The 23,581-nt window shown below is 64.6% G+C and carries 24 protein-coding genes; 13 read left to right on the top strand and 11 right to left on the bottom strand.

The features are described from left to right. Window positions 1-289: 289 nt before the first annotated feature. On the bottom strand, window positions 290-679 hold the full coding sequence (locus tag NCS00_RS20345; protein WP_250440833.1) for a hypothetical protein: 390 nt from the start codon (window positions 677-679) through the stop codon (window positions 290-292). Window positions 680-877: 198 nt separating this feature from the next. Here NCS00_RS20345 and NCS00_RS20340 point away from each other — a divergent pair, with 198 nt between their 5' ends. From NCS00_RS20340 to NCS00_RS20325, 4 genes are all read left to right on the top strand, one after another. After that, window positions 878-1,540 (top strand): response regulator, encoded by a 663-nt coding sequence (locus NCS00_RS20340; protein WP_008354227.1) that lies wholly within the window; start codon window positions 878-880, stop codon window positions 1,538-1,540. Then, window positions 1,537-2,916 (top strand): ATP-binding protein, encoded by a 1,380-nt coding sequence (locus NCS00_RS20335; protein WP_008354229.1) that lies wholly within the window; start codon window positions 1,537-1,539, stop codon window positions 2,914-2,916. The genes NCS00_RS20340 and NCS00_RS20335 overlap by 4 nt, the downstream gene beginning before the upstream one ends. 78 nt (window positions 2,917-2,994) lie before the next feature. After that, window positions 2,995-3,219 carry a hypothetical protein gene (locus NCS00_RS20330; RefSeq protein WP_239295342.1) on the top strand — a complete coding sequence of 75 codons (225 nt, stop codon included), beginning with the start codon at window positions 2,995-2,997 and terminating at the stop codon, window positions 3,217-3,219. A 61-nt stretch (window positions 3,220-3,280) separates the two neighbouring features. Continuing rightward, window positions 3,281-4,327: a Gfo/Idh/MocA family protein gene (locus tag NCS00_RS20325; protein ID WP_250440832.1), complete on the top strand. Its 1,047-nt coding sequence runs from the start codon at window positions 3,281-3,283 to the stop codon at window positions 4,325-4,327. Window positions 4,328-4,348: 21 nt separating this feature from the next. Here NCS00_RS20325 and NCS00_RS20320 read toward each other — a convergent pair whose 3' ends face one another. Next, window positions 4,349-5,203 (bottom strand): class I SAM-dependent methyltransferase, encoded by an 855-nt coding sequence (locus tag NCS00_RS20320; protein WP_034472261.1) that lies wholly within the window; start codon window positions 5,201-5,203, stop codon window positions 4,349-4,351. Between the two features lie 153 nt (window positions 5,204-5,356). On the opposite strand from NCS00_RS20320, the gene NCS00_RS20315 reads away from it, so the two are divergent. Then, window positions 5,357-6,370: an AraC family transcriptional regulator gene (locus tag NCS00_RS20315; protein ID WP_250436292.1), complete on the top strand. Its 1,014-nt coding sequence runs from the start codon at window positions 5,357-5,359 to the stop codon at window positions 6,368-6,370. A 36-nt stretch (window positions 6,371-6,406) separates the two neighbouring features. Continuing rightward, window positions 6,407-7,291: a bifunctional helix-turn-helix transcriptional regulator/GNAT family N-acetyltransferase gene (locus NCS00_RS20310; RefSeq protein ID WP_250436290.1), complete on the top strand. Its 885-nt coding sequence runs from the start codon at window positions 6,407-6,409 to the stop codon at window positions 7,289-7,291. On the opposite strand, the gene NCS00_RS20305 is transcribed toward NCS00_RS20310, so the two are convergent. Beyond that, window positions 7,242-8,201, bottom strand: a complete 960-nt coding sequence (locus tag NCS00_RS20305; RefSeq protein ID WP_250440831.1) for a LysR family transcriptional regulator — start codon at window positions 8,199-8,201, stop codon at window positions 7,242-7,244. The two genes, NCS00_RS20310 and NCS00_RS20305, sit on opposite strands and share 50 nt — an antisense overlap. 99 nt (window positions 8,202-8,300) lie before the next feature. Then, window positions 8,301-9,710: an MFS transporter gene (locus tag NCS00_RS20300; RefSeq protein ID WP_008354237.1), complete on the bottom strand. Its 1,410-nt coding sequence runs from the start codon at window positions 9,708-9,710 to the stop codon at window positions 8,301-8,303. A 267-nt stretch (window positions 9,711-9,977) separates the two neighbouring features. Between NCS00_RS20300 and NCS00_RS20295 the strand changes: the two genes are divergently transcribed. Both NCS00_RS20295 and NCS00_RS20290 read left to right on the top strand, forming a co-directional pair. Further along, window positions 9,978-10,745: an IclR family transcriptional regulator domain-containing protein gene (locus tag NCS00_RS20295; RefSeq protein WP_008354238.1), complete on the top strand. Its 768-nt coding sequence runs from the start codon at window positions 9,978-9,980 to the stop codon at window positions 10,743-10,745. A 236-nt stretch (window positions 10,746-10,981) separates the two neighbouring features. After that, on the top strand, window positions 10,982-11,125 hold the full coding sequence (locus tag NCS00_RS20290) for a hypothetical protein (protein WP_250440830.1): 144 nt from the start codon (window positions 10,982-10,984) through the stop codon (window positions 11,123-11,125). Window positions 11,126-11,136: 11 nt separating this feature from the next. Here NCS00_RS20290 and NCS00_RS20285 read toward each other — a convergent pair whose 3' ends face one another. Further along, window positions 11,137-11,808 (bottom strand): hypothetical protein, encoded by a 672-nt coding sequence (locus NCS00_RS20285; protein ID WP_008354239.1) that lies wholly within the window; start codon window positions 11,806-11,808, stop codon window positions 11,137-11,139. Next, the gene (locus NCS00_RS20280) at window positions 11,808-12,290 is read right to left on the bottom strand and encodes a glycoside hydrolase family 108 protein (RefSeq protein ID WP_008354240.1); all 483 of its coding nucleotides are present in this window, start codon (window positions 12,288-12,290) and stop codon (window positions 11,808-11,810) included. The genes NCS00_RS20285 and NCS00_RS20280 overlap by 1 nt, the downstream gene beginning before the upstream one ends. A gap of 401 nt (window positions 12,291-12,691) precedes the next feature. On the opposite strand from NCS00_RS20280, the gene NCS00_RS20275 reads away from it, so the two are divergent. From NCS00_RS20275 to NCS00_RS20265, 3 genes are read left to right on the top strand one after another with little or no spacing between them, the layout of a single operon-like run. Then, on the top strand, window positions 12,692-13,078 hold the full coding sequence (locus tag NCS00_RS20275) for a tellurite resistance TerB family protein (protein ID WP_250436278.1): 387 nt from the start codon (window positions 12,692-12,694) through the stop codon (window positions 13,076-13,078). A 30-nt stretch (window positions 13,079-13,108) separates the two neighbouring features. Continuing rightward, window positions 13,109-13,696, top strand: a complete 588-nt coding sequence (locus NCS00_RS20270; protein WP_250436277.1) for a universal stress protein — start codon at window positions 13,109-13,111, stop codon at window positions 13,694-13,696. Then, on the top strand, window positions 13,654-15,270 hold the full coding sequence (locus NCS00_RS20265; protein WP_008354243.1) for an alkaline phosphatase D family protein: 1,617 nt from the start codon (window positions 13,654-13,656) through the stop codon (window positions 15,268-15,270). Before NCS00_RS20270 ends, NCS00_RS20265 begins: the two co-directional genes overlap by 43 nt. A 7-nt stretch (window positions 15,271-15,277) precedes the next feature. On the opposite strand, the gene wrbA is transcribed toward NCS00_RS20265, so the two are convergent. Then, window positions 15,278-15,880, bottom strand: coding sequence for an NAD(P)H:quinone oxidoreductase (gene wrbA, locus NCS00_RS20260; RefSeq protein WP_250440829.1), 603 nt, complete (start codon window positions 15,878-15,880; stop codon window positions 15,278-15,280). Between the two features lie 159 nt (window positions 15,881-16,039). Here wrbA and NCS00_RS20255 point away from each other — a divergent pair, with 159 nt between their 5' ends. Beyond that, window positions 16,040-16,678: a LysE family translocator gene (locus NCS00_RS20255; protein ID WP_175982348.1), complete on the top strand. Its 639-nt coding sequence runs from the start codon at window positions 16,040-16,042 to the stop codon at window positions 16,676-16,678. Window positions 16,679-16,766: 88 nt separating this feature from the next. Next, on the top strand, window positions 16,767-18,053 hold the full coding sequence (locus NCS00_RS20250; protein WP_175982347.1) for an FUSC family protein: 1,287 nt from the start codon (window positions 16,767-16,769) through the stop codon (window positions 18,051-18,053). Between the two features lies 1 nt (window position 18,054). On the opposite strand, the gene zwf is transcribed toward NCS00_RS20250, so the two are convergent. From zwf to NCS00_RS20230, 4 genes are all read right to left on the bottom strand, one after another. Further along, on the bottom strand, window positions 18,055-19,530 hold the full coding sequence (gene zwf, locus NCS00_RS20245; RefSeq protein ID WP_033535836.1) for a glucose-6-phosphate dehydrogenase: 1,476 nt from the start codon (window positions 19,528-19,530) through the stop codon (window positions 18,055-18,057). A gap of 174 nt (window positions 19,531-19,704) precedes the next feature. Then, window positions 19,705-20,604 (bottom strand): LysR family transcriptional regulator, encoded by a 900-nt coding sequence (locus NCS00_RS20240; RefSeq protein WP_008354248.1) that lies wholly within the window; start codon window positions 20,602-20,604, stop codon window positions 19,705-19,707. Between the two features lie 69 nt (window positions 20,605-20,673). Continuing rightward, on the bottom strand, window positions 20,674-22,758 hold the full coding sequence (locus tag NCS00_RS20235) for a 2Fe-2S iron-sulfur cluster-binding protein (RefSeq protein WP_250440828.1): 2,085 nt from the start codon (window positions 22,756-22,758) through the stop codon (window positions 20,674-20,676). A 61-nt stretch (window positions 22,759-22,819) separates the two neighbouring features. Next, window positions 22,820-23,449 carry a glutathione S-transferase family protein gene (locus tag NCS00_RS20230; RefSeq protein ID WP_008354250.1) on the bottom strand — a complete coding sequence of 210 codons (630 nt, stop codon included), beginning with the start codon at window positions 23,447-23,449 and terminating at the stop codon, window positions 22,820-22,822. Window positions 23,450-23,581: the final 132 nt, after the last annotated feature.

Genomic DNA, 23,581 nt, shown 5'->3' with positions numbered 1-23,581 from the left:
TCGCAAGAAAAATCGCGCTCCCGAAAAGCCTCACCTTTAGCCGCGATCGCGCGCCAATTCGCTCGCGCGCCGCGGTTCCGCCACGCGCAGCAACACGATTGCGATGCCGCCCCACGCGAACTCGCGCACGCGCCGCGCACGATACAGACGGGGATGCTTAGGTAAGCGAACGAACGGACATTGAAATGCGAGCGAAAGCAATGTGTAGTGCGAGACGCGGTAAATATTCGCGGACAAAAAAAACCCGGCTCATGAGCCGGGTCGAAGGAGGTCGGGCGCGATTCCGAGGTCACGCCCGACCGCGTGGCACTCTGCTGGACGCCGCTGCGTGGGGACACGCGTGCGCGGCGCTCGACCGTGAGCCGTCGGGATGAAGCTCCACATGGAGCTGCACGAGCCAGGCGCCGGGACAGGTTCCGTCGATGACGAATCTGTCGGTGGTCCAGGCGATGCGCCTTGCGGCTCTGGCCGCATCGAATTCGAGCTTGGCGATGCGTCGCACGATGAAGACGATGCCTGCCGCGCTCCCGAGCGTCGCGAGACGCATCGTCGTGGTTTCGAGCGCATGCACATGGCCCGTGCAACCGCAGACCGCGAGCCACGCCGCATCCGATGCCGCGACGCACAATGCGATCAGCACGGCGTTCGCACGCAGGGAAACGATAGTGGACGCTCGCATCGGCATCTCCGGGGCCGCACGGCCGCGAATCGGCGCGCTCGACGTATAGTGCGTGGACAAACCTTATGCGATGCTTAAGCCGCCGGCGCCGCAAGGCGTTATCGGGGACATAATGTGCGGCTGCGCGCAAAGCTTAAGTGGCGCTTAAGCATGCAAGCCGGACAATCGGCGGCGACCTGTTGAGCCTGGAGAAAGCGCATGCGCCTGTTATTGGTGGAGGACGACGAGATGATCGCGGAGACCGTGCTCGCCGCGTTGCGCCGCGCCGGTTACACGGTGGATTGGGCGCAGGACGGACGGGCCGCGGAGCTGTCGCTCGGCAACGGCGTGTACGACCTCGTGCTGCTGGACCTGAACCTGCCCAAGCGCGACGGCCTCGACGTGCTCGCCACGTATCGCAAGAACGGCGGCGACGCGCCCGTGATGATCCTGACGGCGCGCGATGCCGTTGATGACCGCATCCGCGGCCTCGACGCCGGCGCGGACGACTATCTGATGAAGCCCTTCGATCTCGACGAGCTCGCGGCTCGCGTCCGCGCATTGTTGAGACGCCGCACCGGGCACAAGCATCCGGTGTACTCGCATGGCGAGCTGACGCTCAATCCGGCCGCGCACGAGGCGACCAAGGGCGGCGTCGCGCTCAATCTCGTGCCGCGCGAGTTCGCGCTGCTGCAGGCGCTGATCGAAGAGCCGTCGCGCGTATTTCGCCGCCCCGAGCTCGAAGAAAAACTGTACGGCTGGGGCGAGGAAGTGGGCAGCAACGCGATCGAAGTCCACGTTCACAGCTTGCGGCGCAAGATCGGCGCGGATGAGATCGTGACGGTGCGCGGCGTCGGCTATCGATTGAAGAGGATCGGATGACAACGATCCGCCGATGGCTGCTCGGCTGGCTCATCTGCAGCCTTGGCATCGCGTGCCTGATTGCGGGCGTCGGCATATTCGACGCCGCGCGCCTCGAAGCCGGCGAACTCTTCGACTACGAACTGCGCACCGTCGCGCTCTCGCTGCCGCATAACATCACCGCCGACGACGTTGCAGAGGGCCGCAATCCCGAACTGCACGGCATCGCGGACGACCGGCTCGTCATCGACATCTGGGATCGGACGGGCCGCCTCATCTATCACTCGCCGCGCGAGCCCGCGTTGCCGCGTTTCGGCGACGGTTTCGAATCGGCGGAGCGGGAAGGGTATCGCTGGCGCGCGTTCGGCGTCGCGCAGCCGGATCGCTTCGTGCAGGTCGCGCAGCCTTATTTCATCCGCGACGATCTCGCCATGGCGCTCGCATTGCGCACGATCTGGCCGCTCGCATTGCTGATTCCGGTGATCGTCGTGATCGTGCTTCTCGTCGTCGCGCGCGGGCTTTCGCCGGTGCGCTGGCTGTCGCAATCGCTCGTCGCGCGCTCGCCGGAATCGCTCGAGCCCGTCGTCTTCCACAAGCCGATGCCCGACGAGCTGCGTCCTCTCGTCGATGCGTTGAATGGCCTGCTCGCGCGTCTCTCGGAGGCATCGCAGGCGCAGCGCACGTTCGTCGCCGATGCCGCGCACGAACTGCGCACGCCGCTCACCGCGCTCAAGCTGCAAATCCAGGGCGCAATCGGCGATGGCTCGCTTCAGGTCGATGCCGCGACGCTCGCGAAGATCGACGGCCGGTTGAATCGCCTCATCCATCTCGCGCAGCAGCTGCTCAGCATGGCGCGCGAAGACGCCGCGCGCGAAGCGGCCATCGCGCCGATGAGCCTGCGCACGCTCTGCGAACTCCGCGTGAGCGATTTCTCGTTGCTGGCCGAAGCACGATCGATCGACCTCGGCCTGGAACTCGAACATGCGCTGGACGATCACGATCCGTTCACGATCATGGGCGACACGCACGCGCTCGCCGTCCTCGTGAACAACCTGCTCGATAACGCGATCCGTCACACGCCGCACGGTGGGCGCGTCGACGTGACCTTGCGGCGCCAAGCGGATGGCATCGCGCTCACCGTGCTGGACTCCGGTCCCGGCATTCCGCCGGACGAGATCGATCGCGTATGCGACCGCTTTTATCGTTGCGTCGGGACGTCGGGACACGGCAGCGGGCTCGGTCTCGCGATCGCGCTGCGCGTCGCGCAACGGCATCACGCGACGCTCGACGTCAGGAACCGCGATGACGCGAGCGGTCTGATCGTCGCGGTGCGCGGCTTGTGTCCGGTTGCGTCGGCGGCGCGCGCGAAGGATGTCGTCAGCGGAATGCATGCCTGAATGAAACCGCAAGAAGCGGGGCGTCGTGCGCTCGCCGCGCGGCGAAGCTGCTCGTTTCATCTTTCATGGCGGTCTGTCATGAAGACACTCGTTCTTCTATGCGCTTGTCTCGCGTGGACCGGCGCCGCGCTTGCAACGGACGCAGCGGAAGCGCCCGTTGCGGCTTCGTCCGCCGCACCGGAACCGAAGACCTTGAAGGAACGTCTCGGCGACAAGGCCAGCGACGATCAACGCGTGGACAATTGCCACGTCCCGGCGGACCGGCGCGGCACGAAAGTTCGTCCCGACAAGTGCATGCCTTGAAGCACGCGATTGTGTTACCTTTGACGTGGTGAACCATTTGGTACAAATTCAGGAGCCCGCCTTGTCATCCACTCAAGCATCGTCCGTCCTGCGCCTCGGCATTCTCGGTGGCGCGAACATCGCCAGACAATTCACGCGTGACGTGAGACCGAGCGAGCGCGTGCGCGTCGTCGCGGTCGCGAGCCGCAGCGACGAGAATGCGCAAGCCTTCGCGCAAGCAAACGGCATCGAAAAATGGTTCGGCAGCTACGACGCGCTGCTTGCGAGCCCGGACATCGACGCGGTTTACGTTCCGCTGCCGAACAGCCTGCATGCCGAATGGGCGATCAAGGCCGCGGATCACGGCAAGCACATCCTGTGCGAGAAGCCGCTCGCGCTGGATCGCGACGAAGCCGCGCGCATGTTCGAGGCCGCCGATCGCAACGGCGTGCTGCTGCTCGAAGCGTTCCCATACTATTTCCAGCCGCAGACCGCGACGATGATGGCGCTAATCGGCGAAGGCGCGATCGGCGACGTGCGCGCGATTCAGGCGAACTTCGGCTTCACCGTCGGCAATCCCGGCGCAAACATCCGCATGAAGCCCGAGCTCGGCGGCGGCGCGCTGCTCGATGCGGGGAGTTATCCGCTGAGCCTCATTCGTCTCGTGATGGGCAGCGCGCCGCAACGCGTCGATGCAATCGCGACATGGGCCGACAGCAACGTCGACATCAGCCTCATGGCGACGCTCATCTACGCCGATGGCCGCCGCGCGCAAGTCTCGTGCTCGATGGATGCGGCGAATCATCGGCACGCGACGATCATCGGCACGCAGGGCACGATCGACACCGAATATCTGAATCACACGAGCGCGCAGACGGCGGGCGATCAATACGGCTATCTGCCGAGCCAGATGCGCGTGCGTCGCGGCATTCCGAATTCGGTGCCGTTCGAGACGGTCGAGTCGGACACCGGAAGCGGCTTCTTCTTCGCGGCGGAAAGCTTCGCGCGCATGGTCGCAACGCACGATGCCGCCGCCATCGAGTACTACGCGCAAGTGAGTCTCGACAATGCCGCGACGCTCGCCGCGATCATCGCAAGCGCGCGCAGCGGCAAGCCCGTCACGCTGTGATTCGCGCGCGAGCGCATCTCGTCAACGCCTGACGATCACCACTTCCATGTATTCGCTCGGCACGACGAGCGAAGACGGTCCCGCAACATTGCAGCGTTCGAGCAGGCCGCCGATCTCGCGTTCGAGATCGGCCTGCTTCGCTGCATCGAGCGCCGCGAACGCGCGATGCACGGGCCCGTAGAAATCGCGGAACACCTGTATCCAGTGCGCCGGCGATTCATAGCGCATGTTGAAGTACTTGCGTACGCAACGAATATCGGCTGCCTCGGCGCCGAAGAGCGCGACGAGATGCGGCTCGGTGCCCCAAAGCGCGGGCGATTGCAGCCCCGCGGGCGGCGGCACGTAAGCGCCGATGATCTTGAACAACTGGCCGATGAAACCCTCGGGCGTCCAGTTCGCCATGCCGATGCGTCCGCCGCTCTTCGCCACGCGCAGCATTTCGCTCGCCGAGCGCCTGTGATCCGGCGTGAACATCGCGCCGAATGTCGACAGCACCACATCGAAGCTGCCGTCGTCGAAGGGCAGGTTCTCGGCATCGGCGACCTCGAAGTCGATCGCGAGTCCTTCGGCTTGCGCGCGCGCACGGCCTTTTTCGAGCAGCGCCGGAACGTAATCGGTCGATGTCACGCGGGCAAAACGTCGCGCGGCGGCGAGCGTCGCATTGCCGTTGCCGGCGGCCATATCGAGCACGCGCTCGCCGGCGCGCACATCGATCGATTCGGCAAGCATCTCGCCGACGATCTGCAATGTCGTGCCGATCACCGCGAAGTCGCCACTCGCCCAGGTGGCTTGCTGGCGGGCCTTGATCGCGGCGAAATCGGGTTGCTGTGATTTGGCCGGCTCGTCGCAGACCGCGGATGTATTCAACGCATGCATGGTTCGTTCTCCAGTTCCGGATGATGTGTCGAGCGTCGCCCTGATAGCGGGCAGATGCAGTATCCCGTTACCATCGCTTCGACGCCTGTCCGCAAGTCGCCGCGAATTGTCCGTTCGTCCGCTTTGCGATGCTTACGATCACCGGGAGACGCCATGAGTCTCGACATCCTGTCCGACGTGCTGCGCACCGTGCGCTTGCGCGGCGCGCTGTTCTTTCACGTGAGCGGCAATCGAAGCTGGGCGGCCGAAGCGCCGCCCGCGCGCGACATCGCGAGCATCGTCATGCCGGATTGCGAGCATGTGATGGAGTATCACGTCGTGACGCACGGCAACTGCTGGGGCGCGCTCGTCGGCGAAGCGCCGGTGCGTCTTGCGAGCGGCGACATCATCGTGTTTCCGCACGGCGACGCGCATGTGATTTCGAGCGCGCCGGGCATTCGCGCCGAAGCGGATATCGATCCGTTCTCGATGAAGATCGATCAGCTGCCCTTCACGCTGACCTACGACGCGGTCGAGGCGCGCAACAATCGACGCCCCGACGACGCGTATGAAACGATGCTCGTATGCGGCTTTCTCGGCTGCGATCTGCGTCCGTTCAATCCGCTGATCGCGACGTTGCCGCGCCTCTTGCATCTGAAGGAATCGGGCGCGCAGGGCTGGATTAATCACTTCATGCAGCAGGCCGTCGTCGAATCGCGTCACAAGCGGCCGGGCGGCGAAGCGATGCTCGAACGCATGAGCGAGATGATGTTCGTCGATGCCGTGCGCCGTTACGTCGATGTACTGCCCGATGAAAGCCGCGGCTGGCTCGCGGGCCTGCGCGACCGATTCGTCGGGCGCGCGCTCGCCGTCATGCACGATGCGCCCGCGCACGAGTGGACCGTCGAAGAACTGGGCGAGCGCGTGGGCCTCTCGCGTTCGGCGTTGCACGAGCGCTTCAGCGAGATCATCGGCTTGCCGCCGATGCAGTACCTCGTCAACTGGCGCATGCAGGTCGCGGCCGGACTGCTGCGCAACACGAACGCGACGATCGCAGCGGTCGCGCAGGACGTCGGCTATGCATCCGAAGCGGCGTTCATTCGTGCGTTCAAGCGCCTCGTCGGCAAGCCGCCCGCGACGTGGCGCCGGGAGAAAACGCGCGTGGAAGCCGAGACGCAAGCACATTGATTGACGCCGGGCGATTCTCTGACTAGAGTCAGAGATATGAACCCGACCGACATCAGCCAGATTCGCAGCTTCAATCGCACCGTTGCCGAGGGCATCGGCGCGCTCAACGAGCATTTTCTCGGGCGCGGCCGTCCGATGGGCGAATCACGGCTCATCTGGGAAATCGGTGCGCAGGGCGTCGATCTTCGCGTGTTGCGCGAGCGTCTCGGTCTCGATTCGGGTTACGTGAGCCGCACGCTCGCCGCGCTGCAGCGACAAGGTCTCGTCGCGGTCGAGTCTCGTCCCGATGACCGCCGCGTGCGCCGCGCGAGCCTCACCGATGCGGGCTGCGCCGAACGTGAAGAACTCGAAAGGTTATCGGACGCGGTCGCCGGGGGCATGCTCGCGCCGTTGAACGATGCGCAGCGCAAGCGGCTGATCGCGGCGATGGCCGAAGTCGAGCGCTTGCTGCAACCTTCGCTGATGCGCTTCGCGATCGAAGACCCGACGAGCGAGGATGCGCAATGGTGCATCGACCAATACTTCGCGGAGTTGAACGCGCGCTTCGAAGCGGGCTTCGATCCGTCCGTCAGCCTGTCCGCCGATGCGCGCGAATTGACGGCGCCGCAGGGCGCGCTGATCGTTGCGAGGCTGCGCGGCGCGGCGATAGGCTGCGTCGCGCTCAAGTTCCACGGCGCGTCGCCGGCCGAGTTGAAGCGCATGTGGGTGAGCGCCGGCGCACGCGGACTCGGCGTCGGACGTCGGCTGCTCGAAGAGGCCGAACGGCTCGCGTCGAAGAACGGAGCGAAAGCCGTGCGTCTGGAGACGAACAAGGCGCTCGGGGAAGCGATCGGCCTGTATCGGCGATCCGGCTATGTCGAGGTCGCGCCGTTCAGCGACGAGGCTTACGCGCATCACTGGTTCGAGAAGAGTTTGCGTTGACGCCTCCCGTCAGCGCGATGACGAGATCGAGAAACGCGCGCGTCTTCGCCGGCGGATGATGCCGCGACGGATAAAACGCATACAGCGGAAAGCGCTCGTCGGGCCAGTCGGGGAAGAGGTCGATGAGCTTGGCATCGGCGATCAGATGTTCGTGACCCAGCAGCAGAATCTGCGCGACGCCATAGCCTGAGAGCAGCGTGCTCAGCATCGTGCCGGGATCGTTGAGCGTGAGACGGCCGTGCGTTTCCACCGTGATGCGCTTCTTCTTGCGATGAAACTCCCACGCGAACGGCCGTCCCGTTTCGGGATCGCGAAACTCGATGCACGTATGCGTGCCGTCTGCGAGCGCCTGCGGGGTAGCGGGCGTGCCGCATCGCTTGATATACGACGGCGCGGCGACGGTCCGCACCGGCGTATCGAGCAGCTTGCGCGCGACGAGACTCGAATCGCGCGGCTCGCCGAAGCGCACGGCGAGATCGAAACCATCCGCGATCATGTCGCCGAGACGGTCGCTCGTGATGAGTTCGAGTTGCAGATCGGCATGCGCCTTCAGAAACGCGTCGAGCTTCGGGCCGAGCAGAAGCCGCGAGAAGATCGGATCGACGTTCACGCGCAAGCGGCCGCGCACCGCCGTCGCGCCTTCGGATGCCGTGGCCGCCGCTTCCTCCAGTCCCGCGAGATGCGGCATGACGTGCTCGAAGAAGCGCCGGCCATCGTCGGTGAGCGAAACGCTGCGCGTCGTGCGATCGAAAAGACGAATCTTCAGACGCGCTTCGAGACGCGCGATCGCGCGGCTCACGCCGGGCTGCGACATGCCGAGCCGATCGCTCGCCGCGGCGAACGTGCCTGCATCGACGATCGCAGCGAACACGCTGATGCCGTTGAGGATGCGTTCGTTGAAGCCGGCCATTCATGCCTCCGCGTCATGGATGAGAAGGCATTCATGTTATCGCGTCACGCAAAAAAACGGGCCCCGAAGGGCCCGGAAGATCACTCCAACACGGTCAACTCATGCGTGGTGCGCTTTCGCGACCTTGTCCACGGAGATCGAATCGGCGCGCAGGCGCTCGTATTCCTGCTGGCTCATCGGCACGGCGTCCTTCTTGCCGAGATCGCTCAGGCGGATGCGATACGTCTCACGCGCCGAGTAAGCCGCGATCGCCGCGATGATCGTCACGCCGAACGCAATGGCGCCGACCGTCAGCGGAATGTTGTCCGACCCCGGCGGCGCAACGGCCGCGAAGAGTGCGGGCAACAGCGCGGTGATCGTCGTGCCGATGTTCTGCGAGATCGCCATCGCCGAAACGCGCGAACGGGTCGGGAAGAGTTCCGGATAGAAGCTCGGGAAGATCGCGTTATAGCCTTGATACACGACACCCCACATCAGCAGCGACATCAGGAACGCGAGCGGCACGCTATGGATGCTGATCGCGTAGAGATACGCGAAGGCGAGCAGACCGGAGATGAGCGAGCCGCCGATCATCATCGGGCGACGGCCGATCTTGTCCGACAGATTGCCGACGAACGGAATCACCAGCACCGCGACGATGTTGCCGACGACCGGAATCCACAGATACACGCTCTTGTGGAAGCCGATGCCGTAGGAAGACTGCACCGCATACGCCGCACCGAAGATCGTCGCGACCACGGGAATCACGTTCATCAGCGCCATGCAGACGACGCGGATCATGTCGGGCGTGCTGTTGGCGAACGCTTCCTTGATCGGCGACTTCGGCACACCGCCATGCGATTCCTCGGACGTGAACGCGGGCGTTTCATGCACTTCCTTACGGATGATGTAGCCCGCGACCAGCACGAAGGCCGACAGCAGGAACGGCACACGCCAGCCCCACGAGTTGAACATGTCTTCCGGCATGAACGTGGCGAGCGGCAGGAAAACGGCGGCCGCGAGAATCTGGCCGGCCTGCACGCCTTGCAGCGTGAAGCTCGCGTAGTAGCCGCGTCGGCCGAACGGCGCGTGCTCGAGAATCATCGAGCTCGCACCGGAGATTTCACCGGCCACCGCGAAGCCTTGAAGCAGGCGCAACACGACGAGCAGCGCGGGCGCGGCCATGCCGATCTGGTGATACGTCGGCAGCAGGCCGACAGCCATCGTCGAGATACCCATCAGGAACATGCAGACGAGCAGCACGTTCTTGCGGCCGTGCGTATCGCCCAGATGACCGAGCACGAATGCGCCGATGGGACGCGCCACGTAGCCGACGCCGTAGGTCGCGAGCGACGCGATGATCGCCACCTTCGGATTGCCCGACGGGAAGAACAACTGCGGGAAAATGAGTGCAGCAGCCTGGGCGTAAATGAAGAAGTCGTAATACTCCAGCGCCGAGCCGATCCAGCCGCTCGCGGTCGCTTTTTTCGCCTGGCGGCCGCCGTGCGCGTCTTCCTTAGGGCTAGCCATAGAGATGTCTCCGAACAATGGGTTTATGGAGTTGAGCCTGGAATCTGGCCGAGCGGCGGAGCGTTTTGGTTTGTCGCAATACGCGCGCTCTGAAAGTGATTGGAGAATAAGAGCGCAACCCTTTTCGATCAACGATTTATGATAAATTTTGCGCGATTATCGCACGCGCGTGTCCGATAATCGATCACTTTGGGGGTTAGCACTAGCAATTGACTTTGATGGAGCGCCGAAACATCGGCCCATCCATAACTAAACAAGCATGCAAGCATGACTAAACCGGAACTCGACAAGCGCGACTGGATCGCCGGACTGGAGAAGGGACTGGCGATCCTCGAAGCCTTCGACGATCAGCACGCGCGCATGACGCCGACGCAAGCCGCGGCGCGCACCGGCCTCACGCGCACGGCGGCGCGGCGTTATCTGCTGACGCTTGCGCATCTCGGTTACGTGCAGACCGACGGCAAGCTCTTCAATCTCACGCCGCGCGTGCTGCGCATGGGCTGGTCGTATTTCGAGTCGGCGCGGCTGCCGCGCATCGTGCAGCCTTATCTGCAGCAATTGAGCGCGCTGATTCACGAGTCGGTGTATGTCAGCGTGCTCGATGACTGGGACCTCGTGATCATCGCGCGCAATGGTTCGACGCGCGTGATGACGACCGGCTTCGTGCTCGGCGCGCGCGTGCCGGCCGCGCTGATGTCGGGCGGCATCGCAATGCTCGCGTATATGGACGAGGCATCGGTGCGCGGCTGGCTCGAAGCGACCGAGTTCAAGCCCTTCACGCCGCTCACGATCACGAACAAGGAAAAGCTATACGAGAAGATCAGGCAGGCGCGCGTGGATGGCTACGTCGCGATCGAGCAGCAATTGCAGATGGGCGTGCGCGGCATCGCGGTGCCGATGAAGAACCGGCACGGCGAAGTGGTCGCGGCGTTGTCGGCGAACATGCCGATCGGAAAGGAAACCGCCGAGGCAGCGCTTGCCCGCGTGCTGCCGCCGTTGCAGGAGACGGCGTTGTCGATGTTGAACGTGATCTGACCGCGGCGAGATCGCGCAAAGGTGAGGGTTTTCGGGAATGCGTGTCGAATGGCGCTCGCAGCCCTTGTTTAAAGGTAATTTCTGAATCGCCTATGACGTAAAGGTGAGCGTTTTCGGGATCAGACCGCATCATCCTCACTTTTACCTAATTCCCCAGCTCCACATTCCCCCCACGGTTGCAGCGACCAGCGTTCGCAACGCCAAGCGGATATCGACACAAGGAAAGGGGAATCGACATGACTCAGTTCGACGCGAAACGGCTTCTCAATCTGTCGGCAGCAACGGTCGCCACCGCGCTTTCACTCGGAGTCGGCTCAGCGCCGGTTTATGCGCAGACATCGCCGATCAACATGCGCGTTGCACGACCAACTGAGCTCTGACACGATGACGCTCACGACGCGCCCGTGAAGATCGGGCCTTGCCCGCCCGGCACGAATGCGCGATGCGCGCTATCGCCGTTCGCGCCCGACGCGGGCGCCGGATCGCGCAACGTCACCGCCGTTTCGGGCGTGATCGGCACGCTCGGTTGCGCGAGCAGTTCGGTCTTGCGCATCGAGCCCGCCGACGTCCCGAAGTAATACCCGATGATGCTGATCCACGCGGTCCCGAGCGCGCCGACCACGACGTTCACGAGATCGCGATTCGCCTCGGGCAACGCGCGCAACGCCATCAGCAGCAGAATGCCGAAGAAGCCGCCGGTCACGGCCATCGCGAGGAACTTGGGCACCCAGTCCCTGTTCGCGATGCCCATTGCGCGCGCATCGGCGCGGTCGCCCGCCGAGATGCGCGCCATGTCCGCTTCGAACGACAGACGCGCCTGCGCCGCCGCCACCACGAGTTGTTGCAACTGCAACGAGTTCGCGTTTTCTGCCTGGCTGATCTTGTCGAGCGCGGCGGGATCGTTGAGCGCGGTCGCGACGATATCCGGATCGTTAGGCGTCCCGAGCGCATGGGAGATGATCGCGGCCGCCGTGCTGACGCCAAGCCCGACGGGCCCGCCGATGAGACCCGCGAGAAGAGGCGCCTTCGCGCCGATGGTTGCCGCCACTTTCGACCAGTCCATCATGCTGCTCCCAAAAGAAGATTCGTCGCCATGCGCTCGGTCCAGCCGCGGCTGAACGTCGGCCATGCATGCAGGCCCTTCAGATAACGCAATCGATACGCGATGAAGCGCAGGACGAAGCGCATCGGATCGGCGGCTTTCACGGCATCGACGGTATCGGGGCCGAACTTGCCGTCTTCCTTTGCACCCGATGCCTTCTGCATCCACAGCACGACGAGCCCGCCGTTGTAGTTGGCATCGAAGATCTGGAACGCGACGCGCGGATCGAATTCGTCGAGATGCAGCGGGTCCCAGTACTTCTGCTTCGCGATTCGCTTCGCGAGATCGAGCGGCAAGTCCTTCATCGCGCCCGCATAGCCATAGCCGCGTGCGACGCGCGCCGTCACGCCCCACATCGTTTCGCCGCCCGGGTCCGCCGGATGGAATGAGTAGCCGCCTTCGCTGCCGATCAGCGCTTCGAAGGCGTCGTCGAAGCTGTTCATGTCGATCTCCTTGGCGCCTGCGCGTGCCGCCGGAACCATCGTCGCGGCGCCGGAAGAAACGGGCCGGCGCGCGAGGCGTCGGCCCGGTCGCGTCAAACAGTGGCAGGCAGTCATGACGCGACGGCAGGCCTTATGCATCCGCCATGCCAGTCGCTGCATCGCGCGCGCGAAAGCCTTGTGTGGCAAGGCGCACAGAACGGGAGTAGCAGGCGCGCGGAGATGCGAACTGTCGTGCCAAGGCCAACGCTTTTTCGGCGCCGCTGTGCGGCTCGCGCAGACATCGCACGCTCATTAGACGCTCATTGTCCTCGCCTACGATGCAAGGCATCCGGGCGGCGCGGTCCTGAACGAAACCATCGCACTGCCTTTCATTGACGACGTTTCATCGAAGGAGAAATGCCATGCGCCACTATCCATCGGACAGTCCTCGCGCGGCCGCGCGCATCGTCGTGATGTCGCTGATCGCGGACGGGCATATCGGCAGTGCGGAAATCGAAGCGCTCGAACGGCGCGGCTTCTATGCGCGGCTCGGGCTTCATGCGGGCGAGTTGCACGACGTCGTGCGCGAGGTCTGCGAGGATCTCACGCGATGCTCGTATCTCACATGGGACGACGTGTGCCGCGTCGACCCGCATGTCGTGCATCAGCTCGCGCAGGAAGTATCCGACGAGCGCGTGCGACGCGATGTGCTCACGCTGTGCGAATCGGCGGTGGTCGCGGATGGCGTCATGAGTTGCACGGAAGCCGCCGTGATCGATGCCGTGAAGCGCGCGTGGCGCATGCACTGAACCGCGCGAAACTCAACCGGAGACGACATCATGCAACAACACGTTCTCGTCGCAGTGGGACCGGATGGCAGCCATGCAGCGCTTGCGCTCGGCATCGCGCGGGCCCGCGAATGCAACGCGCGCCTCACGGCGCTTCATGTCGTGGACCGCGCGCCGTTCTGGGCGATATCGTCCGCGCAATACGACTTCGGCGCGGCGCTCGCGCAGGTCGACGAACTCGCGCGCGAAGTCGAGAAGCGCACGCTTCAGGCGATACGCGCATCGAGCATCAACGGCATGTGCGTGACGATGGACCTGCCGGGCGGCACGACGCTCGCGCGCACGATCGCGCAGGCGGCGCGCGAGTTCGACGCGGATCTCATCGTGATAGGCCGCACGAAAGCCACGCACTGGCGTTTCTGGGAAGAACGCGTGGCCGATGCCGTGAGCCGCCACAGCAATCGCCGCGTGCTGATCGCATCGAACCGCGCGGGTAATGAAGCGAGCGTTGAAACAAAAGCGACACCGTTACGCTTTACCATCGTCGATTCGACGCAGCGCACAACCCCATCATTCAGTTCGAGAGGAAGCTCGCCATGCCGGATCGCATCATCAAACCGTCCCGACGCACCTTGCTGAAGGGCCTCGTTTCCGGCACGGGCCTCGCCCTGACAGGCGCGGGTCTCGCCGATGCCCTCGCGCAAGGCGTCGCGCCCGCCGTCGTCACCGCCGACAAGTTGCGTCCGCAACTACCCAGCGGCGTGATGAGCGGCGACGTCACCGCGACGAGCGGCATCGTCTGGAGCCGCACGGACCGGCCCGCGCGCATGATCGTCGAGTATTCGACGAGCGAAAGCTTCAGGACGATTCAACGGCGCATCGGACCGGCCGCGCTCGAAAGCAGCGGTTTCACGGCGCGCGTCGATCTGACCGGCCTGCCGCCCGGCGCCGATGTGTTCTATCGCGTGCGCTTCGCCGATCTCGTCGATGGCAAAGCCTACAGCGAGCCGGTGACGGGACGTCTGCGCACGGCATCGATCGAAGCGGAGAAGCCGATCTGCTTCGTATTTTCCGGCGATGAAGCGGGGCAGGGCTGGGGCATCAACGAGCGCTTCGGCGGCTATCGCATCTATGAAGCGATGCGTCGCGAAGCGCCGGATTTCTTCATCCATCAGGGCGATCAGATCTATGCGGACAGCGTGATCGAACCGGAAGTGAAGCTGCCCGACGGCACGATGTGGACGAACATCGTGACCGAAGGGAAGTCGCATGTCGCGCAGACGCTCGACGACTATCGCGCGGCGTTCGCCTATAACCAGCTCGATAAAAACAAGCGCCGCTTCGCAGCCGAAGTGCCGTTCCTCGTGCAATGGGACGATCACGAAGTGCGCAACAACTGGTATCCGGGACAAGTGATCGGCGAAGCGGAGAAGCGTTATCAGACGCGTTCGATCAACCTGCTCGAAGCGCGCGCGAAGCAGGCGATGTTCGAGTACAACCCGTATCGCATCAATCAGCTCGATCCGGAACAGGTGTATCGCGGCTTTCAGTTCGGGCCGCTGCTCGATGTGTTCATGCTCGACGAGCGTTCGTATCGCGGCGCGAACTCGCCGAACACGCAAACGCGTCTCGACGCGGATTCGGCATTTCTCGGCTCGCAGCAGACCGCGTGGCTGAAGGCATCGCTCAAGGCATCGCGCGCGACGTGGAAGGTGATTGCGAGCGACATGCCGATCTCGCTCGTCGTGCCCGATGCGAACCCCGATGTGCCCAAAGGCACCTTCGAGGCATGGGCCAACGCGGACAACGGCGCGCCGTCCGGCCGCGAACTGGAGCTTGCCGACATCCTGCGCTTCATCAAGCAGGAAGACATCAGGAACGTCGTGTGGATTACGGCGGACGTGCACTACGCGCAGGCGACGCACTACGATCCGTCGCGCGCGAAGTTCACGGAGTTCAAGCCGTTCTGGGAATTCGTCGGCGGGCCGATCAACGCGGGCACGTTCGGCCCGAACGATCTCGACATGACGTTCGGTCCCGAACTGCGCTATGTCAGCGTGCCGAAGGACAATCCGCAGAACCGTTCGCCCGCGGCCATGCAGCAGTTCTATGGCCGCGCGAAGATCGATCCCGCGAGCCGCGCGCTGACGGTCTCGCTGCACGACCTCAACGGCAAGTCGCTGTACGAAGTGAAGCTCGACGTCGAGGCGTGAGCGTCGCTTAAGCGGCGAGCTTCGCGGCCAGCTCGGCGACGTGCTTGCCCTGATAACGCGCGATATCGAGTTCGTTCTGCGATGGCTGACGGCTGCCGTCGGACGAAGCGAGCGTCGTCGCGCCGTAGGGCGTGCCGCCGGACACCTCGCTCATGTTCGTGAGTCCCGCGCACGCATACGGCACGCCGACGATCACCATGCCGTGATGCAGCAGCGTCGTATGGAACGATGTGATCGTGGTTTCCTGTCCGCCGTGTTGCGAAGCCGTCGATGAAAACACGCTGCCGATCTTGCCGACGAGCGCGCCTTTCACCCAGAGCCCGCCCGTCTGATCGAGAAACGTGCGCATCTGGCCGGCCATGTTGCCGAAGCGCGTCGGCGTGCCGAAGATGATCGCGTCGTAGCCGGCGAGTTCGTCGACGGTCGCGACCGGCGCCTGCTGATCGAGCTTCACGCCGATCTTCGCGGCCTGATCGGCGGGAATCGTTTCGGGCACGCGTTTGAGGGTGACTTCCGTGCCCGCGACGCCGCGCGCGCCTTCGGCTATCGCTTGCGCCATCGTTTCCACGTGGCCGTACATCGAATAATAGAGAACCAGTACTTTCGCCATGATGTGTCCTTGTGAGAGTGGCTTGTGCGCATTCAAAGATAGCACCGGCGAGTGCGTGCGCAAGGAACTGGCCTGCCCGCAAAAATGCGAAGCGTTCATGGACGCGCGCGTCTGCCTTCGACGACACTGCCCGAAACCCGAACCGGAGACGCACACGCCATGAACGGCCACGCCTTGCTCAGCGCGAATCTGCTCATCGCTTATTCGGCGTATTTCGTCGGCACCGCGAGTCCCGGGCCGAGCAATCTCGCGATCATGTCGATCGCGAGCACGTCCGGGCGGCGCGCGGCCTTCGCGTTCGCGGCGGGCGTGATGTCCGGCTCCTTCTTCTGGGCGATGCTCGCCGCGCTCGGCCTCTCCGCCGCGCTGACGGCGTACTCGGGCTTTCTCGTCGGCGTGAAGATCTGCGGCGGGCTGTATCTGTTGTGGCTCGCGTTCAAGTCGGGACGCGCGGCGTTGAAGCCGCCGCTGCGCGCTTCGTCGGCGGATGCGCAAGGGCAGAGCGCGCGCAGGCTCTACGCGCGCGGCGCACTACTGCATCTCACGAATCCGAAAGCGATTCTCGTGTGGATGTCCGTGGCGGCGCTCGGATCGTCGGCGGGGGAAGGGCCGGGACACATGCTCGTCGTCGTCGCGGGGTGCCTCTGCATCGGCGTATGCGTGTTCGGCGGCTATGCCGCGCTCTTCTCGATGGCCTCCGCGCGGCGCATGTACAAACGCATCCAGCGCGGCCTCGATGCATGTCTCGCGCTCGTGTTCGGCGCGGCGGGCCTGCGTCTGCTCACTTCGCGCGTGTAGCGGATTTGCCGCACTTTCGCGGTTCGGCTTTGCATCCGGACGATCGGCGGCTACGCTCAAGCCAGACGTCCGAACAATCGCGAGAACGATGCCGACCGACGATTCTTCCCGAAGCGCCCGCCCGATCCCGCACGAAACCGCCGCAGCCGCGTTCGTCCACATCGTCCGCGACGCCTTCGCCGCGCTCGGGCGCGAACTCGTCGCGATCAGGCCGACGCCCGCCCGTGCGCTCTTCGCCACGCAGGCGATGCTTTCCGTCGGACTTGCCGTCGCGCTCGCCTACGCTTTCCATTTGAGCAACATCTGGTGGGCCGCGATCAGCGGCTTCGCGGTGATGCAGTCGAAATTCTCGGCGTGCGCGCAACGCGGCGTGCATCGCGTGGTCGGGACGATCGCCGGCGCGCTGATCGGCGCGGTCGCCGGGCCGATCATCGGCGACGTGCCGTGGCTCTTCGTGCCGCTGCTCGGGGCGATCGTCGGGATGTCGGTGTATCGGGCGCTCGTTTCCGATGCGGGCTACGCGTGGGTGCTCGGCGGCGTGACCTCGCTCATGGTCACGTTCGAGGCGCATCGGCTCGAATCCGCGGCGGCGACGGCGTCGTTTGCGCTCTTGCGCGTCGCCGAAGTGATGGTCGGGACGGCCGCGTGCGTGGCCGTGTCGGCGCTTGTGCATGCGGGCGTGCAGCACTATCGCAAGTCGCGCGGCGCGCCGCCGGTGCCGCGCGCGCAGGCGGCATCCACCGTGGATCGCGTCGATGGCGTCAACGCGCAAACCGTCACCGTCATTCCTTCCGATGCCGCCCGCGCCGTGCAGGCGCTCGACGCGACGCACCTCGCGCGCGCCGAGCAGACCGCGCTCGCGATGCGCAAGCGGCTCGCGTGGCAAGGCGCATGGTCGGTGATGATCCTCGCGGCGATCGCGTATGCGTGGAATCTGCCCGGCTTCGCGCAGGCGATGGTGACGGCGGTTGCCGTGCTGATCTTGCCGACATCGGCGCTCGGCAAGCCGACGCGAAAGCCGATCGCCGAGCGCATGATTCAGCGTTTCATCGGCTGTCTCCTGGCGGGCGCGGCGAGTCTCGCGCTGTTGCCGCTACTCGGCGACAACGCGTTCGCCTGCATGATCGCGCTATGCGTGGGCGTGTGGATCGGCTGTCATGTGCAGACGGGCACGCAGGGCGCGAGCTATGTCGGACGGCAGTTCAGCATCGCGTTCATCATGGTGTTCGTGCAGGACCACCATTGGTCGTCGGACCCGATGCCCGCGCTGATGCGGCTCGAAGGCATTCTCGCGGGCATCGTGGTGTTGTCCGCGGTGATGGCCGCGGGCGCGGCGTGGGCCTCGAAACGGGGGCCGCACGCCGCGATGCGGTGAATCAGGCTTCTTCCGCCCAGGCGAGATTCTCGCGCGCCATCAACGCGCTCGAAGCGGCCGGGCCGAACGTTCCCGCCGTATAACCGCGCGGACGGTCGCCGAGTTCCTTCCAGCCGTTGAGAATCGGCTCCACCCACGTCCATGCCGCTTCCAGTTCGTCGCGCCGCATGAAGTGCGTGAGGCGGCCGCGAATCACGTCGATGAGCAAGCGCTCGTACGCTTCCGCGCGCCGCTGCGTCATGGCCTGCTGCAGGTCGAGATTGAGCGTGACGGGCTGCATGTGCATGCCGCTGCCGGGTTCCTTCGCCATCATCTGGAGTTGGATCGATTCTTCCGGCTGCAGCGTGATCGTCAGGCGGTTGCCGTAATGGCGCGGGCCTTCGGGGATGATCGAGAACGGCAGGTCCGCGAAGTCGATGACGATCTCCGAGCGGCGATTCTGCATGCGCTTGCCCGTGCGCAGGAAGAACGGCACGTTGGCCCAGCGCCAGTTGTTGATATGCGCGCGCAGCGCCACGAAGGTTTCCGCGCGGCTGTCGGCGGGCACGTTCTGCTCTTCGAGATAACCCTTCACCGCCTCGCCGCCGACCGCGCCCGCCGTGTACTGGCCCCGCACGGTGTCGCGTGCGATATCGGCGACGGTCATCGGCCGCAGCGACTTCAGCACCTTCAGCTTTTCGTCGCGCACGGCGTCCGGATCGAGCGAGACGGGCGGCTCCATCGCGACAATGCAAAGCAGTTGCAGCAAGTGGTTCTGCACCATGTCGCGCAATGCGCCGGTGTGATCGTAGAAGCCCGCGCGGCTGCCGACGCCCACCGTCTCCGACACCGTGATCTGCACGCTCTTGATGTACGGCGCCTGCCACAGCGGGCCGAAGATCGCGTTGCCGAAGCGCAGCACCATCAGGTTCTGCACGGTTTCCTTGCCGAGATAATGGTCGATGCGATAGATCTGCTCTTCCTTGAAGTGCTTGCCGACCGCATCGTTGATGGCGCGCGCCGATGCGAGATCGTGGCCGAGCGGCTTTTCAAGCACGACGCGGGCGTTTTCGTCGAGAATGCCGGCGTTATCGAGGTTGGTGCAGATCGTCACGAACAGTTCCGGCGACGTCGACAGATACAGCACGCGCTGCGAGCCAGGACGCACGGCCTGTGCGAGACGCTCGAAATCGCCGGGATTCTCGACGTCGATGCGCACGTAATCGAAGAGCGCGAGAAATTTGTCCCACGACTGGGCATCGAAAACCTTGGAATCGATGAAAGGGCGCGCCTGCTCTTCCATGAAATTCTTGAGGTAATCCTCGCGCGTCCAGTCCTTGCGGCCGATGGCGAGAATGCGCGTGTCCGCGGGCAGGTTGCAGTGCGTGTGCGCCATGTAGAGCGCCGGCAGCAGCTTGCGCGCCGCCAGGTCTCCGCCGCCGCCGAAGATGATCATGTCGAGCGGGCGTTCATTCACGGGAGAAGTTGGATTCGTCATGGTGCGTGAGCCGGTAAGGGTTCAGATAAGCCGAAAGCGCGGCGATCGAAGCGATCGTTCGAGACAGCTATGTTGCATGTTTTGCCGGCATTTTGCACGGCAGTCGTGCTAACGGCCGTTCGATTCGGCGAGCGATGGACGATTTGTCACCGAAGACGTGTTTGTTTAACGCGCTCAGCGCAACGATTCGTTCGCGCGCAGCGTCGTCACGGCGAGGTCGAGAAATGCGCGGACCTTCTGCGTGACGTGACGCCCTTCGCGATGCACGAGATGGATCGGCAGGGGCGGCGTCTCGAACTCCGGCAGCACGATTGCGAGACGCCCGTCGGCAACGTGTTGCGCGATCTGATACGACAGGAGCCGCGCGATGCCGAAATCCGCGAGCGCGGCGGCGATGGCCGAGTCGTTGGTGGTCGTCGTCAGGCGAGGATGCGAGCGCACGAGAAACTGCCGCTCGCCATCGGAGAGACGCCATTCCGGGGGCGTCGACGAACCCGTCGACGCAATCACGACATGCTCCGCGAGATCGTCCGGATGACGTGGCGTGCCGTGCTTCGCGAGATAAGCGGGCGAGGCGCACAGCACGCGCCGCACGCGCCCGACGTTGATCGCCTGCAACGACGAGTCCGGCAATTGCGCGATCCGCACCGCCACGTCGATGCCTTCATCGACGAGATTCACCACGCGATCGACGAACCAGCAGCTTGCGTCCGCTTCGGGATAACGGCCCAGATAATCGAGGACGATCGGCGTGACGTGCAGGCGGCCGAACATCACCGGCGCGGTGATCGAAAGCAGTCCGCGCGGCGAGGAATGCGTGCCGGTCGCGGAAAGTTCGGCGTTATCGATTTCGCCGAGAATGCGGCGGCAGTCCTCGAAATAGCCGCTGCCGGCGTCGGTGAGACGCACGACGCGTGTGGTGCGCGTGAGCAGGCGCACGCCGAGATGTTCTTCGAGTTCCGTCACGACGCGGCTCACGACCGACGGCGACACGTCGAGCTTGCGCGCCGCCGATGCGAAGCCGCCGGTTTCGACCACCGTGACGAAAGTCGTCATTGCCTGTAAACGGTCCATGGGAAAGCACGAGACATGCAGGCTTGAGATGCCGTGCATTCTCACGGATATGCGCGCGGGGCACAATCGTTACAGATCGAGTTCGAGCGTGTCTCCTTCGGCGGCGGGCATCGCGCAGCAGATCAGCGCTTCGTCATCGCCGACATGAAACGCCGGCTCGCTTTCATACGACACCGCGCCTTTCGCGATGCGCGTCCGGCATGTGCCGCAAGTGCCGCCGCGGCAGTTGAACTCGGGCGACAGACCGCTCGCTTCGGCGAGTTCCAGCAAGGTGCCGCTGCCCGGCTGCCATTGCGCGCTCGCGCCCGACTTCAGGAATTCGATCTTCACGGACTCGGTCGCGGCGGGACGCATCGGCTTGACGTCGGCGCCGCGATCCGCCGTGCGCTTGAGCGCCGATGGACCGAACGCTTCCGCATGCACGCGCGCATCGGCGACATTGAGCGCGCGCAGGCCATCGTAGATCGACTGCATGAACGCGCCCGGCCCGCACAGATAGAAGTCGTAGTCGTTGAAGGGCAGACGGCTCGTCAGCAGATCGATGTCGATGCGCCCGGACACGTCGTAATCGCGGTCCATTTGCGCGCCGTTCGTGTCGCTGAGCACGCGGATCACGGTCACCGCGCCGCCCGCGCTCTGCGCGAGCGCATCGATTTCGCGCGAGAACGCGCGGCTCGCGAGCGAATGCGCCGACACGATCATCCACACCGGCCGCACGCGGCGCTTCCTCAAGCCTTCGTAGACGATGTGCCGCAACATCGCGAGCATCGGCGTGATGCCGACGCCCGCCGCCATCAGCACGGCGGGACGCTGCTCGAACGGATCGATCGTGAAGTCTCCGGCGGGCGCGCGCGCCTCGATGACGTCGCCCGCTTTCAGCGTGTCGTGCAGATGTGCCGACACGCGCCCGTCGCGCTTCACGCTGATGCGATACACGCCGTCCGACGGCGCGACCGACAGCGTGTACGTGCGAATCTGCGGTTTCGCCTCGCCCGGCAGCGTCACGCGGATCGGCAGATGCTGACCGGCCTTGTGCGGAACGATGCCCGCGCCATCGGCGGGTTCGAGATGGAACGAGCGGATCGCATCGCTCTCATCGACGATTCTGCTCACGCGAAACGCGCGCCACACGTTCGCGAGCGTGGCCGCCTTCAGGCGCTCGGCCACTTGCGTCCAGTCGCCGGTCATCAGCGAATTGGGCGATGCGCCGTCGCTGCGCGCTTTCCATCGCAAGGGCAGCGCCTCGGCGCGATACACGATGCGGCGCGGCGTGAAGCGCCACAGCCGTTCCGCGCCCTGAAATGCGGCGGTTTCGGGCGAGTCGAGCAGCACTTCCGCGTCGCCCGCGAGCTGCATCATGTCGCCGGTTTCGAAGTCCGCGAACACGAGTCCCGCGCGAGCGTTCACGAGAATGTTGCCGAGCGTGTTGAAGAAGAGATTGCCGGCGAAATCGGGAATCGTGAGCGAGCCGTCGTCCGACAGGCGCACGAAACCCGGTTTGCCGCCGCGATGCGACACGTCCACTTGCCGATGCCCGTCCTCGCGATCGAAATACGACGCGACGAAGAACGTATCCGCGTTCGCGATCATCGCTTTTGCGCGCGGCGAAAGGGCGTCGGATTCGAGCGGCTCGACCGGCGACGGCAAGGAAGGATCGCGCACGAACTCGAAATCGCGCAACTGGATGTACTGCGGGCAATTGCCGAAGCTCTGTTCGACGGCCACGTCGAACGCGAGGTTCGCGCCATCGCGATGAATCACGCCGTTCATGCGATTGCGGCGGCGCGTGTGCATTTCGATGCCGAGCAGGCCGATCGACGCGCCATCGTGCATGCCGGCGTCGGCGGGATCGAGCGGATCGCGGGCGGGGCTCATCGACAGCGTTTTGGCATCGGTCGCGTGCATGAAGCCGGGATGCCCGGCGAGCAGCGTCGCCCACGGATCGCCGCGTTCATCGACGGAACCGGCCACGATGAACGGCAGTTGCCCGAAGAACTGGCGATGCTGATCCGGCATGTAATCGCGCACGACGCGCCGGCCGACGCCGTCCATGCGCTCGTCGACGCCGAAAGCCTTCTGAATGGCGAGTTCGCCGCGATGCCACGGCGAGGGCGTGGCGACCTGTTTGACATTGCCAAGCGCGGAAGCGGACATGATCGTATGCCTCTTCGATTCGGGCGCGGCGGCACGGCGCGAGCCGGCCGCCGCGCTCACTTTACGCCGCGAGACCCGCGGCCGTCTTTTGGAACGGAACGAAACCTTTCAGCGCTTCGACGCGCTTCAGCCACGCGTTCACGTTCGCGTAGGCGGAAAGGTCGACGTTGCCTTCGGGCGCGCTCGAGATATAGCTGTAGAGCGCGACATCCGCGATGGTCGGGTGCGCGGCGGCGGTCTCGTCGATATCGGCGATCCAGTCGCGATTCGCCAGTTCCGCGTCGAGCACCTTGAGGACGTTGTGCGCGCGGGCGATGACTTCGTTCGCGTCGAACTTCGCGCCGAACACGGTGATGAGACGCGCGGCGGCGGGACCGAACGCGATCTGCCCGGCCGCGACGGAGAGCCAGCGCTGCACGGCGGCGGCTTCGGCGGGCGTTTCGGGCAGCCACTTCGTGTTGCCGGCTTTTTTCGCGAGATAGACGAGGATCGCGTTCGAATCGGCGATAACCGTGTCGCCATCGACGAGCACGGGAATCTGGCCGAAGCGGTTCAGCTTCAGATAGTCGGGCGTCTTGTGCGCGGCGGCGGCGAGATCGACGAACGCTTCTTCGTGTTCGACGCCCAGCAGATTCAGGAAGAGACGCGCGCGGTGCGAGTGCCCGGACAGCGGATGGTGATAGATCTTCACGGCAGATTCCCTGATTCGGTTGATGGCCGGGAGACGTCCCGTCCTGTGAATCGAGTATCGGTTCTTGCCGCGATGAGGAGAATCCCGTCGATTTTCAAATCACCATTCTCGAAACGAGAATGGTGAGCGCGC

This window comes from Caballeronia sp. AZ1_KS37, assembly GCF_023631165.1.
Taxonomy (GTDB): domain Bacteria; phylum Pseudomonadota; class Gammaproteobacteria; order Burkholderiales; family Burkholderiaceae; genus Caballeronia; species Caballeronia zhejiangensis.
Note: the sequence above shows the minus strand (reverse complement) of the source record. Positions and strands in the feature narration are given on the sequence as shown.

Bases quoted from the DNA above. Each gene is read 5' to 3' on its own strand.
- NCS00_RS20345 (WP_250440833.1), bottom strand. From the start codon at position 679: ATGCGAGCGTCCACTATCGTTTCCCTGCGTGCGAACGCCGTGCTGATC.
- NCS00_RS20340 (WP_008354227.1), top strand. From the start codon at position 878: ATGCGCCTGTTATTGGTGGAGGACGACGAGATGATCGCGGAGACCGTG.
- NCS00_RS20335 (WP_008354229.1), top strand. From the start codon at position 1,537: ATGACAACGATCCGCCGATGGCTGCTCGGCTGGCTCATCTGCAGCCTT.
- NCS00_RS20330 (WP_239295342.1), top strand. From the start codon at position 2,995: ATGAAGACACTCGTTCTTCTATGCGCTTGTCTCGCGTGGACCGGCGCC.
- NCS00_RS20320 (WP_034472261.1), bottom strand. From the start codon at position 5,203: ATGCATGCGTTGAATACATCCGCGGTCTGCGACGAGCCGGCCAAATCA.
- NCS00_RS20315 (WP_250436292.1), top strand. From the start codon at position 5,357: ATGAGTCTCGACATCCTGTCCGACGTGCTGCGCACCGTGCGCTTGCGC.
- NCS00_RS20310 (WP_250436290.1), top strand. From the start codon at position 6,407: ATGAACCCGACCGACATCAGCCAGATTCGCAGCTTCAATCGCACCGTT.
- NCS00_RS20305 (WP_250440831.1), bottom strand. From the start codon at position 8,201: ATGGCCGGCTTCAACGAACGCATCCTCAACGGCATCAGCGTGTTCGCT.
- NCS00_RS20300 (WP_008354237.1), bottom strand. From the start codon at position 9,710: ATGGCTAGCCCTAAGGAAGACGCGCACGGCGGCCGCCAGGCGAAAAAA.
- NCS00_RS20295 (WP_008354238.1), top strand. From the start codon at position 9,978: ATGACTAAACCGGAACTCGACAAGCGCGACTGGATCGCCGGACTGGAG.
- NCS00_RS20290 (WP_250440830.1), top strand. From the start codon at position 10,982: ATGACTCAGTTCGACGCGAAACGGCTTCTCAATCTGTCGGCAGCAACG.
- NCS00_RS20285 (WP_008354239.1), bottom strand. From the start codon at position 11,808: ATGGACTGGTCGAAAGTGGCGGCAACCATCGGCGCGAAGGCGCCTCTT.
- NCS00_RS20280 (WP_008354240.1), bottom strand. From the start codon at position 12,290: ATGAACAGCTTCGACGACGCCTTCGAAGCGCTGATCGGCAGCGAAGGC.
- NCS00_RS20275 (WP_250436278.1), top strand. From the start codon at position 12,692: ATGCGCCACTATCCATCGGACAGTCCTCGCGCGGCCGCGCGCATCGTC.
- NCS00_RS20270 (WP_250436277.1), top strand. From the start codon at position 13,109: ATGCAACAACACGTTCTCGTCGCAGTGGGACCGGATGGCAGCCATGCA.
- NCS00_RS20265 (WP_008354243.1), top strand. From the start codon at position 13,654: ATGCCGGATCGCATCATCAAACCGTCCCGACGCACCTTGCTGAAGGGC.
- wrbA (WP_250440829.1), bottom strand. From the start codon at position 15,880: ATGGCGAAAGTACTGGTTCTCTATTATTCGATGTACGGCCACGTGGAA.
- NCS00_RS20255 (WP_175982348.1), top strand. From the start codon at position 16,040: ATGAACGGCCACGCCTTGCTCAGCGCGAATCTGCTCATCGCTTATTCG.
- NCS00_RS20250 (WP_175982347.1), top strand. From the start codon at position 16,767: ATGCCGACCGACGATTCTTCCCGAAGCGCCCGCCCGATCCCGCACGAA.
- zwf (WP_033535836.1), bottom strand. From the start codon at position 19,530: ATGACGAATCCAACTTCTCCCGTGAATGAACGCCCGCTCGACATGATC.
- NCS00_RS20240 (WP_008354248.1), bottom strand. From the start codon at position 20,604: ATGGACCGTTTACAGGCAATGACGACTTTCGTCACGGTGGTCGAAACC.
- NCS00_RS20235 (WP_250440828.1), bottom strand. From the start codon at position 22,758: ATGTCCGCTTCCGCGCTTGGCAATGTCAAACAGGTCGCCACGCCCTCG.